17 protein-coding genes and 1 tRNA gene are annotated in these 15724 nt (G+C 53.7%); 6 read left to right on the top strand and 12 right to left on the bottom strand.

Annotated features, from left to right (window positions below; all coding sequences use genetic code 11):
• The first annotated feature begins 91 nt into the window (after positions 1–91).
• Together N512_RS0109795 and N512_RS0109790 are read left to right on the top strand one after the other, a co-directional pair.
• Entirely contained in the window at positions 92–655 is a 564-nt protein-coding gene (locus tag N512_RS0109795; protein ID WP_044735667.1) for a thiol:disulfide interchange protein DsbA/DsbL, read from the top strand.
• 5 nt (positions 656–660) lie between these two features.
• Positions 661–1269: a disulfide bond formation protein B gene (locus N512_RS0109790; protein WP_231473560.1), complete on the top strand. Its 609-nt coding sequence runs from the start codon at positions 661–663 to the stop codon at positions 1267–1269.
• A 66-nt stretch (positions 1270–1335) separates the two neighbouring features.
• Here N512_RS0109790 and N512_RS0109785 read toward each other — a convergent pair whose 3' ends face one another.
• Entirely contained in the window at positions 1336–1755 is a 420-nt protein-coding gene (locus N512_RS0109785) for a VOC family protein (protein WP_028780206.1), read from the bottom strand.
• Positions 1756–1797: 42 nt separating this feature from the next.
• Positions 1798–2400, bottom strand: a complete 603-nt coding sequence (locus tag N512_RS0109780; protein ID WP_028780205.1) for an NADPH-dependent FMN reductase — start codon at positions 2398–2400, stop codon at positions 1798–1800.
• A gap of 139 nt (positions 2401–2539) precedes the next feature.
• On the opposite strand from N512_RS0109780, the gene N512_RS0109775 reads away from it, so the two are divergent.
• Both N512_RS0109775 and N512_RS0109770 read left to right on the top strand, forming a co-directional pair.
• Entirely contained in the window at positions 2540–3178 is a 639-nt protein-coding gene (locus N512_RS0109775) for a helix-turn-helix transcriptional regulator (protein WP_028780204.1), read from the top strand.
• Positions 3168–3881, top strand: a complete 714-nt coding sequence (locus tag N512_RS0109770; protein ID WP_028780203.1) for a 16S rRNA pseudouridine(516) synthase — start codon at positions 3168–3170, stop codon at positions 3879–3881. Before N512_RS0109775 ends, N512_RS0109770 begins: the two co-directional genes overlap by 11 nt.
• 3 nt (positions 3882–3884) lie before the next feature.
• On the opposite strand, the gene N512_RS0109765 is transcribed toward N512_RS0109770, so the two are convergent.
• Positions 3885–4967 (bottom strand): methyl-accepting chemotaxis protein, encoded by a 1083-nt coding sequence (locus tag N512_RS0109765; RefSeq protein WP_025886925.1) that lies wholly within the window; start codon positions 4965–4967, stop codon positions 3885–3887.
• A gap of 137 nt (positions 4968–5104) precedes the next feature.
• A complete protein-coding gene (locus N512_RS0109760; protein WP_028780202.1) occupies positions 5105–6640 on the bottom strand; it encodes an MFS transporter in 1536 nt (511 codons plus the stop codon).
• A gap of 336 nt (positions 6641–6976) precedes the next feature.
• Between N512_RS0109760 and N512_RS22725 the strand changes: the two genes are divergently transcribed.
• On the top strand, positions 6977–7234 hold the full coding sequence (locus tag N512_RS22725) for a putative hemolysin (RefSeq protein WP_025010001.1): 258 nt from the start codon (positions 6977–6979) through the stop codon (positions 7232–7234).
• Between the two features lie 24 nt (positions 7235–7258).
• Here N512_RS22725 and N512_RS0109750 read toward each other — a convergent pair whose 3' ends face one another.
• Both N512_RS0109750 and trpS read right to left on the bottom strand, forming a co-directional pair.
• Positions 7259–7816 (bottom strand): acyloxyacyl hydrolase, encoded by a 558-nt coding sequence (locus N512_RS0109750; protein WP_081737125.1) that lies wholly within the window; start codon positions 7814–7816, stop codon positions 7259–7261.
• 679 nt (positions 7817–8495) lie between these two features.
• Positions 8496–9497, bottom strand: a complete 1002-nt coding sequence (gene trpS / locus N512_RS0109745; protein ID WP_028780200.1) for a tryptophan--tRNA ligase — start codon at positions 9495–9497, stop codon at positions 8496–8498.
• 335 nt (positions 9498–9832) lie between these two features.
• On the opposite strand from trpS, the gene N512_RS23765 reads away from it, so the two are divergent.
• Positions 9833–10432: a HupE/UreJ family protein gene (locus N512_RS23765; protein WP_081737124.1), complete on the top strand. Its 600-nt coding sequence runs from the start codon at positions 9833–9835 to the stop codon at positions 10430–10432.
• A gap of 74 nt (positions 10433–10506) precedes the next feature.
• On the opposite strand, the gene N512_RS0109735 is transcribed toward N512_RS23765, so the two are convergent.
• From N512_RS0109735 to yjjX, 6 genes are all read right to left on the bottom strand, one after another.
• Positions 10507–10583 (bottom strand) — tRNA-Pro (locus tag N512_RS0109735).
• A 112-nt stretch (positions 10584–10695) separates the two neighbouring features.
• The gene (locus N512_RS0109730; protein ID WP_028780199.1) at positions 10696–11145 is read right to left on the bottom strand and encodes a SufE family protein; all 450 of its coding nucleotides are present in this window, start codon (positions 11143–11145) and stop codon (positions 10696–10698) included.
• A 3-nt stretch (positions 11146–11148) separates the two neighbouring features.
• Entirely contained in the window at positions 11149–12363 is a 1215-nt protein-coding gene (locus N512_RS0109725; protein WP_028780198.1) for an aminotransferase class V-fold PLP-dependent enzyme, read from the bottom strand.
• A gap of 79 nt (positions 12364–12442) precedes the next feature.
• Positions 12443–13483, bottom strand: coding sequence for an NADP(H)-dependent aldo-keto reductase (locus N512_RS0109720; protein WP_028780197.1), 1041 nt, complete (start codon positions 13481–13483; stop codon positions 12443–12445).
• Positions 13484–13850: 367 nt separating this feature from the next.
• A complete protein-coding gene (locus N512_RS24045) occupies positions 13851–14852 on the bottom strand; it encodes a bifunctional helix-turn-helix transcriptional regulator/GNAT family N-acetyltransferase (protein WP_081737123.1) in 1002 nt (333 codons plus the stop codon).
• Positions 14853–15044: 192 nt separating this feature from the next.
• Positions 15045–15581, bottom strand: a complete 537-nt coding sequence (gene yjjX / locus N512_RS0109705) for an inosine/xanthosine triphosphatase (RefSeq protein WP_025010008.1) — start codon at positions 15579–15581, stop codon at positions 15045–15047.
• Positions 15582–15724: the final 143 nt, after the last annotated feature.

Here is a 15724-nt window from a genome sequence, read left to right as displayed (position 1 = left end):
TAATCGAATCTGATTGATGGATAAGAGGTCCAAAATGAAATTTATTAAAAGAATTGTAGTGGGTGCTTTTTTACTGGGAAGCTGTAATGCAATGGCATTGGATTTGGAGGAGGGGAATCATTACCAAGTTCTACCGGAAAGTGTTCAGTTTCAGGCTGATAAACAGGTAACCAAGATATTTTCTGTCAACTGCCCATTCTGCTACAAGTATGAAAAGTCTGTCATTCCCGGAATGGTTAAAAACCTGCCATCCACGATAAATTACGATGCTTATCATATATCGAGTAAATCTCCTTTTGGTGCTGAAGCTTCTGAGGTCTTGGCGGTAGCCAAGACTGTGGGAGAGGCCAAGTACAAAGCCGCCAAAATGGCTCTATACGCCAAGATCCACGATGAAAAGACCAAGTTTGCCACTGGTGATGAGTTAATCCGCTTTGGCCTGAGTCAAGCCGGGATCTCACAAGAAGAGTTCAACCGTCTCAAAGGTAATCCCGAAGTGAAGCAACTCCTGGCCAAGTGGGACCAAGGGATTGCCATCGCCAAAATCCAGGGGATCCCGGCGCTGGTGGTCAATGGCAAGTATCTGATCAACACCAAGTCGATTCGCAGTATGCCTATGCTGGACGAAATGATCCTTGAATTGTCCAAGAAGTGAGGATAATGAAGATGAATCTTGTGAGCCGTTTGTTCGTTGAATTCAAGCAAGCTCCTCTGCCTGCTTTGGGCCGCTGGCAGGCCCAGAGAGGTGTGTGGTTGCTGATGGCCGGAGCTGCGCTGTTTCTGTTGTTGTCGGCAATGGGGTATTTCCAGTGGTTTTTGGCCATGGATCCCTGTGAGCTCTGCGTTTATATCCGTTTCAGTCAGTGCTGTATCTTGATTGCCGGTATCGCCATGGCGATCAAGCCTTCCAGTCAATGGCTCAAGGTCTTGGGGTTGGTGCTGGCCTGGTATGGCGTGATCCAGGGGATGCTCTGGTCAGTTGAGCTGCAACAGATACATGCCGCGGCGCACATGCTGGATGGCGGCGATATCTTTGCTACCGGCGGCGGTGGTGCCGCTTGCTCCACCGAGCCGCATTTCCCCTTGGGGTTGCCGTTGCATGAATGGCTACCCTATGAGTTTGCACCGACAGGGGGCTGTGGAGAAGATGATTGGTCACTGCTGGGAATGAATATGGCTGACTACTGCATCATAGCCTACAGCATTTTCAGCCTGGCGCTGGGTGCCGTCACCCTGGGCTGGTTGTACAGTCTGTTTGCCAAGAAGTGAATCAAGGCGGCTCCCCCACCCAGTGAGCGAAGGCGAGGGAGCCTGTAAGGTTATTTATGACTGCTCTTAGCTAGGGCGATTGCGCTGCTTTGGCAGGTCGCTCAGGTACTGGACAAACTCCACTTCAAACCCGGCCGGGTCGATAAAGTACACATTGCGGCGCCAGGGCTCGTCAGCACCGTTTTTATCTATGCTATAGCCTGCGTCCTGCAGGCGCTTGATCACCCCGTCAATGTCTGCTGTGACAAAGGCGAAGTGGGCCAGCCCGGGTTGATGACCGCTCAAGTCGCGGTTATTGCCTTCGCCATTATCGCTGAAAGCCAGGTATTGATAGTCATCACCGAAGTGGAGCCATTTTCGTGGCTTGCCATACCAGCTTCCTTCTCCTTGGCAGCGGATCTGCCAGTGAGGAAAGGCGGCGCGGTAAAAATCCAGGGTCTTGGGGAGGTCTGCGACCACCAGGTTCAGATGTTCCAGTTGTATCATTTGCGTTCTCCTTGGTATTTGTCCTTTATTTGGGCCTTTTGTTTACATGCCGTAGCAATATTCCTGTTGTTTGGGAAAGGGGGCGTCCCTGTGGGCAAAACGTATCTGTGCCAGTGCGGCTGCATACTGGGCCAACATATGCAGGCTATAACCTATCCTTTCTCTTAATCTGGCATCGCGGATGCTGTCGCATTCGGGGTTGAGCATTTTCTCGACATCGCGGACGATCAAATGATCCGGAACGGCCACCAGTTTGTTGTTTTTCATGGCGTTCATTCTCAATTCACTGATGGGATAGGCGCCGCTTATGCCTGAGACAACTGCAACCAGCAGCACAGGCTTATGGGCCGTATGTTGGCTGTCACACATCAGCAGAAAGTTCTTCAGCAAAGGTGTCGCCATGCCGCCCCATTCCGGAGTGATAAGCACCAGAGCATCGGCTGCTGTCACCTTGGCTTCTATCCGTTGCCAGTCGGCTCCCTTGTTTTGTTGCTCACCATCCCAGAAGGGAAGATTGAAACCGCAGAGCTCCAAATGCTCCGCCTCCGCGAGTTGCTTGGTCTTTATTTCCCGGGTGATGAATTCTGCGACCTTGGCACTCTGGGATTGGAAACGTTGGCTGGCGCTGACGACTAGGTATTTCATGTTAAGTAAACCTTTTTGTTTATTTATTGTTTTATAAGGTATGTGCTTTACTTAATAATGTAAAGATAAAATAAACAAAAAAGTTTATTTATTCTGGATGCGGCGTCCTGAACCGGGCATAATCAGCGCTGGAGGTGCCATGAAGACCACAGACAAGATAGTCGACATTCTTAAGTTGAACGGAGCCCAGACGGCTCAGAGCCTGGCCGCAGAGCTGGGGCTGACCAGTATGGGGGTACGTCAACATCTGCAAGCCCTTGAAGCCGAGGGGCTGGTGCGGACCGAAGACAGGGCCGAAGGCCGCGGCAGACCTGCGCGTTATTGGACGCTGACCGAGCAGAGTCGCTCGCTGTTTGCCGACCGTCACGATGAGCTGAGCCTGCAACTGATAACTTCAGTGCGTCAGGTCTTTGGTGACGAGGGCTTGGATAAACTCATCAGTCACAGGGAGCAGCAGAGCCTCGAGAGCTATTCGAGCCAGATGGCCGCTGCCGCTTCCCTGGCCGATAAGTTGGAATGCCTGGCAGAGATCCGAAGCCGTGAAGGCTATATGGCGCAGATTGAAGCGGACTGTACCGGCTTTTGGCTGCTGGAAAATCATTGCCCCATTTGCGCTGCGGCCACGAGTTGCCAGAACTTTTGTCGCTCTGAGCTGGCATTGTTCCGGCAGTTGCTGGGGCCTGAGGTGGAAGTCAGTCGCCGCGAACATATCCTGGATGGTTCACGTCGCTGTGCTTATCGGATTGAAGCTAAAGGCGCCTTAAACGATGCGCAGTAAGAGGGGGCGACTGGACAGGTTTCTCGCCGGGCAGCTGAATATTCCCCGCAAACAGGCCAGGCAATTGCTTGCCGATGGCCGGGTTTGGCTCGATGACGAGCAGGTGTTTGCCGCAGACAGACTTATCCATGAGTTCAGTCATATTCGTCTCGATGAGCAATGGCTGCAGCGGCAAAACCCTGTCTACTGGATGCTGAACAAGCCTGCCGGAGTAGTGAGCGCCACCCAAGATCCCGAGCATAAAACCGTGCTCGACTGCCTGCCCCCGGCGGCATTGGTGCCGGGGCTGCATATCGCCGGCCGCCTGGATAAGCAGAGTACCGGGCTGGTGCTGCTCAGTAATGACAGCCGCTGGACCCAGGCGTTGACCCTGCCTTCATCGAGTAAAGCCAAGCGTTATCGGGTGCGTCTGGCCAATCCGCTGGATGACACTTATATCGAGGCTTTCAGGGGCGGATTTTTCTTTGAGTTTGAAAACGTCATCACAGCGCCGGCCGAGCTGAAAATTCTGGCAAGCCATGAGGCCGAGGTGATACTCACTGAGGGCAAGTATCACCAGATAAAACGCATGTTCGGCCGCTTTCGTAACCCTGTACTGGCGCTGCATCGCAGCCAGATAGCTCAGATAGTGCTGGATGACTCTCTGGCCGAGGGCGAAGCCAGAGAGTTGACCCGGGAAGAGGTGGAGTCGGTCGCTTACTGACGGCTACTGAACTGCGGCGATAATGCTATCTATGGCCTGCACCACCTGCATACTGGCATCTTCCATCCGTTGCAGCGCCATTACCTGCTCTGTGGTGTCGCCGGCTGCGGCGTGTTCCAGCGCCAGGCGGCCACTCTCGTGCACCAATGCATGCGGCGCTTCCAACTCGCGGAACCCCGGGAGTGAGCTATAGAGGCTGGCGCCTTGTCCTTCGTAGTACCACTTACCCAAACGGCAGTCATGGTGGCTGTTTACCGGCTGATCAAAACACTGGTTTTGCAGCAGTTCATAGATATTCTGCTTCCATACCGCATGATCCAGCTTGGTGGTGTTGAGGAAAGACACAGTCGCGGCATGGCTGATCACCTGCTGCATCTGCGCCGATTGCGCCAACACCTGAGTGACCACAGTGTCTATCTGTACCGCCGAGCTGGCCACTTCATCGGCGCAGCCTTGGTTGTCATCTGTCAGAGTTCGTATGCTTTCCGACTGAGTGATGATCTGCTGCACCAACTGCTCTATCTGTTGGCTGGCGTCACTGGCCTTGGCCGCCAACTGCCGGACTTCATCGGCCACCACGGCAAAGCCGCGACCAGCCTCTCCGGCGCGTGCGGCTTCGATGGCTGCATTGAGCGCCAACAGGTTGGTCTGTGCCGAAATACCCTGAATGGCGCTGACAAACTGGCTGATGCTTTGGGTACTGGTATCCAGCTGCGCCACTGTCCCCAGACTATGCTGTGACTGTGAACTGAGCAGATGGGCTCGCTCTCCCAGCCTGGCAACGGCGCTGCGGGTTTGCTCGAACAGGGCGTTGAGCTGCTCCAGCTTACCTTGCTCCTCAAGCAGACGTCCGGCGTCTTCGGCCATGGCCTCGCGTACCGATTGCAACATAAGCCCGCCCTGGTTCTGGCAGGCCAGCATGGCGGCGAAGTCGCGGTTTTGCGCCAGTGCCTGGTCCCTTTCCTGTTTGAGCTGCCCCAGTTGCAACTGCAATTGCTCCAGTGTCGCCTGGTGCTGCTGGCCCTGTTCCTCGAGCCGTTGTTTCAATGAATCTATCTGCCGGTGAAGACGATGGTTAAAAAGCATAAAACTTCCTTGGATACAAATAGTTGCATTCTATTTATGGCTATTTTAAGCATAGACTTTGGCCCGTTCCCTTGGCGGGATCAAGCTCTCATTTACAATCAATATATAAAAACGCCACCCTGAGGTGGCGTATCAAATCAGGCTTGGGCCTGCTGCATTCTCAGCAGCCACTTACCGTAGATATAGATGCCGACGGCGGAAATGGTGCCTATGGCGCCTATGATGTACCAGGCCATGCCTATGTTATGGCTCTGGTAGAGGATCTCGGTCAGCTCGCGGCCACTTTGGCCGGTGAACTCAACCAGTTTATGAAAGGCCTCCCCCTGCGGAATGGCGGCCACATCCTTCTGTGACATGCCCTTATCCAGCAGCATCTCACGGGAGAAGATCTCTTTGGAGGCAAAGATTTCATAGAGTTTGGGGCCGAAATAGCCTTCCAGGCCCCAGCCTATGCCCTGTGGCAACATCACAAAGCCGAGGTACATGGCCTTCTTGCCTTCGGGGGCAATATTACCCATAAACTCGTTCTTCTTTGGGCTTATCATCATTTCGCCGAGAGAGAACATGGCGATTGCCAACACGATAAACCAGGCCGCATGGGTGGCACCGATCAACACAAAGGCAAATATAGACAGCAGACAGCCGGCCAGCATGGCGCTGGTGATACGGTACTTGGCGGTCAGGGCGGCTATCAGGAAGCAGCTGGTCATAATCAGACCCGCGTTGAGGTTGAGCATGCCTTCCGGCATGACTTTGGTGCCTTCGTTGTTCAGCCCGAGCCAGAATTGCAGTATGCCATTACTGGTGCCTTCAGGGCCAAACAGGCTGGTGACAATCACGCTGGTATCGACCCATTCGGCGATATGAATAGGCAGCACGTCAAACAGGGAGTTGAACAGGAACCAGAAGCCGGAGAACACCAGCATATAGTAAATGACTACCGGCTTTTTCAGCTCGCTCCAGGCATCTTTCCAAAGCATTTCCTGCTTGAGTTCGCCGGACTTGATCTTACGTTGCCGCTCCAGGCGTTGCTCTTTACCCGGCTCTTTGTACGTCAGCAGGAAAAGGAAGTTGAGCGAGATAATGGCGGCGCAGGCGTAGAACACATTGTCCCAGGACAGCTGCCGCATATGCACTGCCACCAAGGGGCCAAGGAAGCCACCGATATTCACAACCTGATAGAAGATACCCCAGGCCATGGAGGTGTTGTTACGGTTGGTGGACAGCACCAGCGTTCCCTGGATGCCGGGTTTGAAGATGCCGGTGCCGGCCGCCAGCAACATGGCGCCGAACAAAAAGCCCCAGAAGCTGGGGAAGAAGGCCATACAGAGGTAGCCACAGATCTTGATAATAGTTGAGGCAAAGATGGTCTCTTTGTAGCCCACCCTATCAGAGATCCCGCCGGTAAATACCGGCACAAAGGTCTGCAGTAAGGCCCAGACTGAAATAATGATACCGTAATCGCTGAGGCTGATACCCAGGCCACCTTCGGAAGCCGGTGCCTTGGCATAGAGTCCGGCACTGGCCTTAACGCCGTAGTAGGCGATACGTTCAACCAGTTCCATGCCGCCGACCAGCCAGAAGATATAGCTTAAACTGGCGATGGAAGCCCACATCCCCAGTTGCTTGACTTCGCGCAGGTCATTGCCCGCACAGGAGTTGGAGTCGCTCATACTCTTCCCTTGTCTGTATTATTATGTTTGTAGGTCTTTTATCAATTGCAGGCTAATGCCTTGTATCAAAAAAGGTGATAACCGCGACACTTTACCCGCTTTACTGTCAAACACCAAAAAACAAGCCTGATCAAATTGGAAAAATCACGATCTGCCTGGCAAAAATTGCTGCTTACTTTTAACAATATTCATAACTTTCAAATCATTAACTTGGATAAGTGACTCATTCGCTTGCAGACCTTGCTATCTCCTTGTAGCTTGGAGTTTGTTTGAGCTGATACTGAAAAGTCTGCGGTGGCAATTGAGCGCGCCCAAGGGACTGAGTAAGGAGCTAAGATGCGAGTATTAACGGTAATGACTGTGGGCACTCTGTTACTGTTGGCGGGCTGCTCTGAAGAGGCGGCAAAAACCGAGTCCGAGAGTCTGAAAGATACTGTGGGAAGCCCTAATCCGGCAGCGGTATTTTGTGTCGAATCCGGCGGTAAGCTGGAGCTGGTTCAGGAACAAAAGGGCACTGTAGGCTATTGTCACCTGCCGAATGGCAGCATTGTGGAAGAGTGGACCTATTTTCGGGCCAATCATCCGGTAAATTGATTGGCCCGACTCCCTAAAAGGGGGTTAGAAACGGTAGCTGTAGGCCAGGTTGACAAAGTCGAGCCCTGGGTTGGGCTTGCTGAGGCCGGCATTGGAATAATGCAGGTAGGTGATGGAGACAGTCTGTTTGCGCTGACGGCCAAATTTGAAGGCAAAGCCCAATCTGTCTTCAAACTGATAGTGTGAGCCGACATCCTTACCGGCAAATTGGCTGTCATCCAAGAGGGCAAAGCCGATCCCGGCCTCGAGATAAAAGTCCAGCCATTGTCCCCTCATCAGCGGGTATCTCAATATGGGTGACATGGCCAGCACATGATTGACATCATGCTGGTTATCCTCGCCGTATTCCCAAAAGTTGATACTGGCTTCCAGGGTCAGTTCCAAATCTTCACTGATAGGTTTCAGGGTATCCAGATACAGCTGATAAGCCAGTTTGATACCGTTGGCCTGGCCTTCGCCATGGATATAGTTGATTGCCACGCCCTGTTCGGCGGCGTTGGCATCTCCCGGCAATAAACAGCCCGGCAATATCAAGCTGAGCATGAGTGTCAGCAGGGGGAATAGTCTCTGTGAGTGTTTCATCTCGTTTCTGCCTCTCGAATCAATGTCGGCAGTTTAAATCTGTAAAATTAGAAAGAATATCGCAATAAAAGCGAGTTAATCTTCTAAAAAATGGAACGGTTAGCCTGTGCCAAGCCGAATGCAAACCAAACTGTATTTGCTGGTAAACGCAAACTAAGTGGTCAGATTCAGCTGGTTCAAGCCAGTCGGATTTAATGCCTTAAGGGGTATTACAGAGGGAATATCGCTGTACTTGGCTATTTCAAGGAAGGTGCGAATAAGTCCTCGTGGCACTCTGGCTTGCACAGCAATTGGCGTTCAAGGCATCTGACTGAAGGCATGCCGGGGCATGTCGAAGTCAGATAACGCAGAGAGCCGGTTGCTGTGAAAGCCCTGAAGGGCGTGGCTTACAGGCCTGCCTGCTGTGTTGTGCTTCTTGCAAAGGACTAGGCCATTTGCTGCGAACCACGCCTTGCATCCAGGTCCGTAAGCCGACGCAGAGCACACATGGGACTTGTTCGCACCTTCCCTAACCCTATAGTCATGTCGGGATTAGTCACTCAGACAGTGACAGTGTGTTGCATCTTGGCGGGCAATGCCGACCGGTGAAAAATCCGACCGATTGCGCTGCGAGAGGCTCAGCCAAGGGGCGGGCTTATGGTCCCTTGGGCTGAGCTAGTACAGCTGAGTGACCCATTGGTTAGCGAAACAGATTAAGTCCCATGGCGGCTTTGACATCTTGCAGTACAGCATCACTGATGGCTCTGGCTTCTTCCGTGCCCCGCTGCAGTATCGCCAGCAGTTGCCCCTTGTCTGCCATAGCCTGACTGCGCCGTTCACGCATGGGCGCGAGTAACTCCTGTAGGCAGTCGTTGAGTATCCGTTTGCACTTTATGTCCCCGAGGCCTCCTCGGCGATAATGGGCCTTGAGCTCGGCTACCAGCGCCTTGTCCGGGTGGAAAGCATCGAGATAACTGAACACCGTATTGCCCTCGACTCTGCCCGGATCTTCCACCCTCAGATGGTTGGGATCCGTATACATGGAAAACACCGCTTGCTTGAGTTCGTCACTGCTCATTCCCAGTTCTATGGTATTGCCAAGGGATTTGGACATCTTGGCCTTGCCGTCGAGGCCTGGGAGGCGGCCTGTGTCACTGAGAATTGCCTGACACTCCTTGAGCACTTCAGCCCCCACCAGATTGTTGAAGCGACGGACGATTTCATTGCTTTGCTCCAGCATGGGCAACTGATCTTCACCCACAGGCACATGAGTGGCCCGAAAGGCGGTAATATCGGCGGTCTGACTGACGGGGTAGACCAGAAAACCCGCCGGAAGGCTGCGTTCAAAGCCTTTTTGCTGGATCTCCGCCTTGACTGTGGGATTGCGCTCAAGCCGGGCAACCGTCACCAAGTTCAAGTAGATACAGGTGAGTTCCGATAACGCCGGTAGCGCGCTTTGCAGGCAAAAACGTGTCTTGGCCGGATCTAACCCGGCCGCCAGGTAGTCGGCCATGACTTCGAGAATATTGTCGGTCACCTTGGCCGGGTTATGGCCGTTGTCGGTCAAAGCCTGATAGTCGGCGATCATTACGTTCTGATCGAATTCGTCCTGAACCTGGACTCTTTGCCTGAGCGAACCGACATAGTGGCCGATATGCAGTTTGCCTGTGGGTCTGTCGCCTGTGAGTATGATCTGTTTCATCTTGTTCTCCTTGAGATTGCCGGAGCCATAAGACGTACAGATACACAAAGGCCGCCTTATGGCGGCCCGGAAGATATGATTTTACCTATGTTTAATCCTGACGCCGCCGGTTTGGGCTGCGCCACCAAGTCTGTTGCATGAGCAATGAGTCGATTGGGAAATACATGGGATTAATCAAAAGTACATTTAAAGACCCAAGGATAGTAAGTCCTGAGTCTGTGTTATGCAAGTCAATTAAAGGTCGGTTTTTTGTCAGGAATTTGTGCCAGGTCAAGCATTTTTTTACCGTAAGGTATAAGGTTAAAGCGTAGTCACTCGGCAAGTGAGAGGTGCTTATGATGCGGTCCTTGTTTGCTGGCAGATCTTGGCTGTTCCTGGGTATTGGCGCCAGTCTGCTGTTGTCGCTGGGGGTTGTTGGACGCTTTCCCGAGCAGGTGATGCAACTCAACCCTTTGATGCTGGTAGCCAGTCTGCTGGTGGCCGTTGGCGTTGGCGTCTGGTCGGCGCAGCTTGGCGGTAAAGCCTTGTGGGTGGTGCCGCTATCGTTTGTGCTGGTGATGTTGGCCGGTACCCTGATGGCACAAACCTCGGTGGCGCTTATCGTCAGCAAGTCCTTTGTCCTCCTGTCCATGTTTGTGCTCGGCATGTTGATTGCCGGTAATATCTGTTTTGCTACTCATGTTGCTGCGGCCATGGTCGCCATGTTGGCATTCGCCCATGGCTACACCCTGGGCAGCGCCAATCTGGGCGTGGCCGACTGGACCCTCAGTGGCTCCAATTTGTTCTTGGGTTATCTGGTGGGGATCGGCGCGACAGTATTGATCCTCAGCATGGTGGGGGAGGTAACCTGTAAAGTGCTGGCCAAGAAGCAGCTGCAATACGTGCTCGGCACTTGCTTGTTGCTGGCCGGCTTGATGATGGTTGTGGCAGTGTGACGGAGCAGAAACAACAAGGGCAAGTTCAATGAACCTGCCCTTGAGTCTTTGTGCCGCTTGGATAGCGGTTTGATTGGTCGGAGCGACAAGATTCGAACTTGCGACCCCTGCCTCCCGAAGACAGCGCTCTACCGGGCTGAGCTACGCTCCGACTCTGGAACCAGATGGTAAGTGAAGCTTAATTGAAAAAATGCCAACCAGGCCGCAAAATTATTCTCCGATGTGAGCTGGATAGTTGAAGCGCTGAAAAAAGCATCATGGCATTACCCTCGGCTGAGCTCGATGATTCTGCCTATCAGGGCATAGAGGCCGTTGCTGCGGGATGGGCTCAGTTGCCCCTCCAAACCCAGTTGTTTGAGATAAGCCTTGGGCTCAAATTGCGCCAGGGTTTGGCTATCGCTGTTATTCACCGCATGCAGCAATAGGGCGATCAGCCCCTTGACGATACGGGCCTCGCTGTCGGCAATAAACAGATGCTTGCCCTCGATTTGGCAGTGGTAGAGCCAGGCGGCGCTTTCACAGCCGCGTACCCGGGCGGCTTCAGTCTGCAATTCGGGTGGCAGGGCCGGCAACAGCTTGGTTCCTTGCATCAACTGGCGGTATCTGTCCTGCCAATTATTGGCCGAGGAGACGGCTTCAAATAAGTCGGCCAGGGGCGCCTGGGTTTGCTTGGCAAACTGGATAAAGTCGGCAGCAGAGAGTGTTTTTGTCATGGTTCAATATCCCAGTAGCTCGGCGCTTGCCCTCAGGGCATCGAGAAAACGTTTGATATCTTGCTCATCAGTGTAGATCCCCACAGAGGCCCGGCAGCAGCCCTTGATACCCATCAGCGACATCAGTGGCATGGCACAATGATGGCCGCAGCGTACCGCTATGCCTTGTTGATCCAGCAGTATGCCTACATCCTGGTGATGCTCACCCTTGAGGTTAAAGGCCACGGCGCCCAGATTATCCCCGTGGGCGGCGTAAAGTTCGACCCCGGCAATGGCGGATAACCCCTGTTGCAGCTGGTTCAGCAGTTTTTGTTCGGCAAGTGCCAGGGCTTGTCTGTCCTGCTGTTCGAGAAAGGTAACGGCCTCTCCCAGACCTATGACCTCGGCTATCGGCGGGGTGCCGGCTTCGAGGCGGTTGGGCAAGTCGCCAAATGTACTGCCTTGGAAACTGACGGTTTTTATCATCTCACCGCCGGTCAGCAGTGGCTCCAAGGTGTCCAGCAATTCATAGCGGCCCCAGAGTACGCCTATGCCGCTGGGGCCATACATCTTGTGGCCGGAAAAAGCATAAAAGTCGCACCCCAGTTGCTGCATATCCAACTGCAGATGGGCGACGGCCTGGGCACCATCCACCACACTGATGGCGCCGGCGGCGCGAATATCCTGACACAAGGCTTGTATGTCATTGACCGTACCCAATACATTGGAAACATGGCTGAGGGCCACCAATTTGGGCTTTTGCTGGAGCAGCAGACTAAAGGCCGCCTTATCGAGGCGCAGATCTTTATCCAGCGGAATGGGTTCCAGCCTGGCACCACTGCGTTTGACCAGTTGTTGCCAGGGCAGCAGATTGGCGTGATGAGCGCAGCTGTCGACCAGAATGAGGTCATCCTTGCCAAAGCGCTTGCCAAGGCCCCAGGCCAGCAGGTTGATGGCTTCGGTGGTGCCGTGGGTGAAGATGATCTCTTCCCGCCGGGCGGCATGGATAAAATGTTGCAAGGCATCACGCACAGCTTCGTAGGCCTGGGTCGCCCGGGCGGAAAGCTGATGGGCCGCTCTGTGCACATTGGCGCAATCTTCACGGTAAAAACGCGCCATAGCTTCCAGCACCCGCCGGGGTTTTTGGCTGGTGGCGGCCGTGTCGAGATAGACCAGGGGATAATCCCCCAACATCTGGGTGAGCGCGGGAAACTGGGCGCGCAACTGTGGAGTGCTCATTGCTGTGGATCTTCAATCAAAAGGGCGCACAGATCTTTATGGATTTGTGCGCCCAATGCAAGGCGAAATATCTCAGCCCTTAAGGACAGGGCAGGCGAAAGCGGCTCGATAGCGAGTTGAGTTCACCGAGCAGTTCATTACTCAGCTTAAGCTGCGAGGCGGCAATGTTCTCCTTTAACTGCTCCAGATTGGTGGCGCCTATGATATTGCTGCCCACAAAGGGACGGGAGTTGACGAATGCCAGTGCCATCTGTGCCGGGCTCAGGTGGAATTTTTGGGCCAGCTTGACGTAGGCCTCGGTGGCCTCAAGCGCCAACTCGGTGCCGGTATAGCGGGCGAAGCGCTTGAACAGGGTCAACCTGGCGCCTGCTGGCCATTGGCCATTTAAGTACTTGCCTGTGAGGGTACCGAAGGCCAATGGCGAGTAGGCCAGCAGCGGTAACTCTTCGCGGTGGCTTATTTCACTCATGCCCACTTCAAAGCTGCGATTCAGCAGGTTATAGGGGTTCTGCACGCTGACAATCCGCGGCAGGCCATGTTTCTCTGCCAGTTGCAGGTATTTCATCAGGCCCCAGGGCGTTTCGTTGGAAACCCCGATATAGCGCACCTTGCCGGCGCGGATCACTTCGCTCAAGGCTTCTAGGGTATCCAGGATGGGGGTCATCGACTCCTGCTCCTGCTGCTCATAGAAGAGTTCGCCGAAGAAGTTACAGTTTCTGTGGGGCCAGTGGATTTGGTAGAGGTCGATACAGTCTACGCCCAGGCGCTGCAATGATGCATCCACCGCCAGCTGGATATTGCGCCAGTCCAGTGCCATCTTGCTGCGGATATAGTCACTCTTGCCGCCGGGAGCCGCCACCTTGGTGGCAATCACCAGGTTGTCTCTGTTGCCGCGGGCCTTGAGATAGGCGCCAAGGATGCGTTCGGTCTCACCCTGAGTCTCGGGTTTTGGCGGCACCGGATACATCTCGGCAGTGTCGATAAAGTTAATCCCTTCGGCTAGGGCCATATCCAACTGGGCGAAGGCGTCGGCCTGGCTGTTTTGCTCGCCCCAGGTCATGGTGCCGAGGCACAGTTTGCTCACTTCCAGAGTGGAGTGGGGGATACGTCTGTATTCCATTGAAAGCTCCCGCTAATTTCCTTATCTGCAAGCTAACAAGTGACAGAGGTTGATTGTCAATAAATAAAACTGTTTTCGTGTCACTTTTGTTGTTTTTCAGTTTGTTGAGCGGGAGGTGCAGGAATGGGAAGTATGGTTTGGATTTCAATCTGTTGCATAACACCATCGCTGATGAATCAATCAAGGGAGAGGTGGCAATTGAGGACTTTGGGCAGGCATAACCGATTGCCAAAGTCACACTCCGGGAATAGCTGCAGCAATCACAGCGGCATTGCATCTATTGTGTTGGTGCGCTTTTTAGGTGTGGGCCGTAGCTGCCACCAGAGCCTCCGGTGGCAGCGGCTTGCTTGGTTAGAGGCTTGCTCGGCTAGAGTGTCAGCAACATGGGAATTTCACAGGCGCTGTGGCCGGTATTGCCAAGGGGCTTGGGCAGGACGGTAAAGCCCAGACTGGCGTAGAGGCCGAGCGCTTCCGGCAACAGTTTGGTGGTTTCCAGATAACAGGCCTTATATCCCTGCTCGCGGGCAAAGCTGAGACATTGCAGTGCCAAACGGCGGGAAAGCCCCAGGCCTCGCACTATGGGCATAAAGTACATCTTCTGTAGCTCACACACACCATTTTCGCCGGGCAAGGGTGCTATGCCGGCACCGCCAAGCAGTTGCTGCTGTTTTTCAATTACCCAATACCGGCTGCCTGGCTGCCCATATTGGCGACTCAGGTGATCCAGGGTCGGGTCGGCCACACTGTAACCCTTATCGGGAGTCAGGCCATATTCGGCCGATACAGCACGTATCACGGCGGCCAGCCCGGCATCGTCTGCCGCCTGAAGTGGCCTGATTACCACCCCCTGTTGGCTCTTGGCTTTGGTAATCGCCTTGTTGTAGCAGCGCAGGCTGGCTTCCAGTTGGGTCACTTCGCTCGGTGCCAACTGGGCAAGAATGTCAGCAAATTGATTATCCTGCTGGTTATCCAGTTGTTTCAACATCTTATGCCCGGCCGGAGTCAGACTTACCTGCAGACAACGATTGTCTCTGGGATTGGCCTTGGTTTGGGCCAGTTGTTTCTTGACCAGATGACTGACGGCACGACTGGCATTGGATTTATCTATATTGAGCAGGCTACTCAGTTCTTTAATGCTGAGATCTTGCTGTCCCAGCTCCAGCAGTGTGTGTGCCTGCACAGGTGTCAGCGGCAGTTGCCCGCAGGCACCGGACAACATACCCAGCTGCCGTACCAGATGACGAGACAGATGTCTGAGCACAGGGCTAACCTGGGCCAGTTCATCCTGAGATGCTTCCTGGCGATTGCCCGGCTCTTTAACATCAGGCTTGGATGAGCCCGAACTTAGCGGTTTTGTACTGAGGGACATCTAAGGGGTTACCTCGCAAAAAGATAAAATGGTTGCGATAAGCAACTAATTCTGAATTCAAGTTAGCTCAGTCTGTATCTATTTGCAACAGCTGGGTTTGGTAATTATCCCGTATTTACACAGGTCGCTTGGGAAAGATTGAGGTGGGGCGGTCAACAACACCGCCGTTATTAATAACAGCGGTGACAGGTATCAGTAAAGCTCCGGGTAACGCAGTGGCGCCGATGCGAGCAGCAAGGCCGAGTGATAAATACTCTCGCGAGTAGCATGCCCTTGGGTCAAGAGCCCTATGGCGCCACCTGCCTGTTTGACATTGACGGTATTGAACAGCGAATCCATCACATCCCCCAGTTCTTCACCGGCCTTAAGCGCGGCATAAACCTTGGGCGGCAGGGGCAGGTGAGCACTGCGGCCGACGCAGAGGCGTTCTTTGGTGGCTATGACGACATAGGCAAAGGTGGCCGGCCCCTGGGGAAAATCATCCACCCCACCTTCCATTGCCAGATAGTAATCTGCATCTGCATTCGCCTTGCACCATTCCACCCTGTTGATGGCTCCCTGGCGGGTATCGGCATCTGTCATGGGTTGCTCCGCCACACCGGATGGCGCCTTCATGGCTTGGCAGTGGATTTCGGCGTCGGGATGCAGGGCGCGAACCGCATTCTCTGCGGCTTTGAGTTTTACCGGGTTGGTAGAACCCACCACTATCTGTAACTGTTTTTGTTTCATATTTGTTTATTTTATGAGTCTTTAATGTGGACGACTGTTTAAATCATTGTTTAAATGGTCGGAGGTGCGACCTTGAATTGGGCGTCATTGTGACGTGCCATAAATCACAACGCAAGATGCACCGAGGGACACGACATAAGCGC

Origin of the sequence: Shewanella sp. 38A_GOM-205m, from assembly GCF_000518445.1 — a bacterium.
Taxonomy (GTDB): domain Bacteria; phylum Pseudomonadota; class Gammaproteobacteria; order Enterobacterales; family Shewanellaceae; genus Shewanella; species Shewanella algae.
This window is presented reverse-complemented; position numbering and strand designations above follow the sequence as displayed.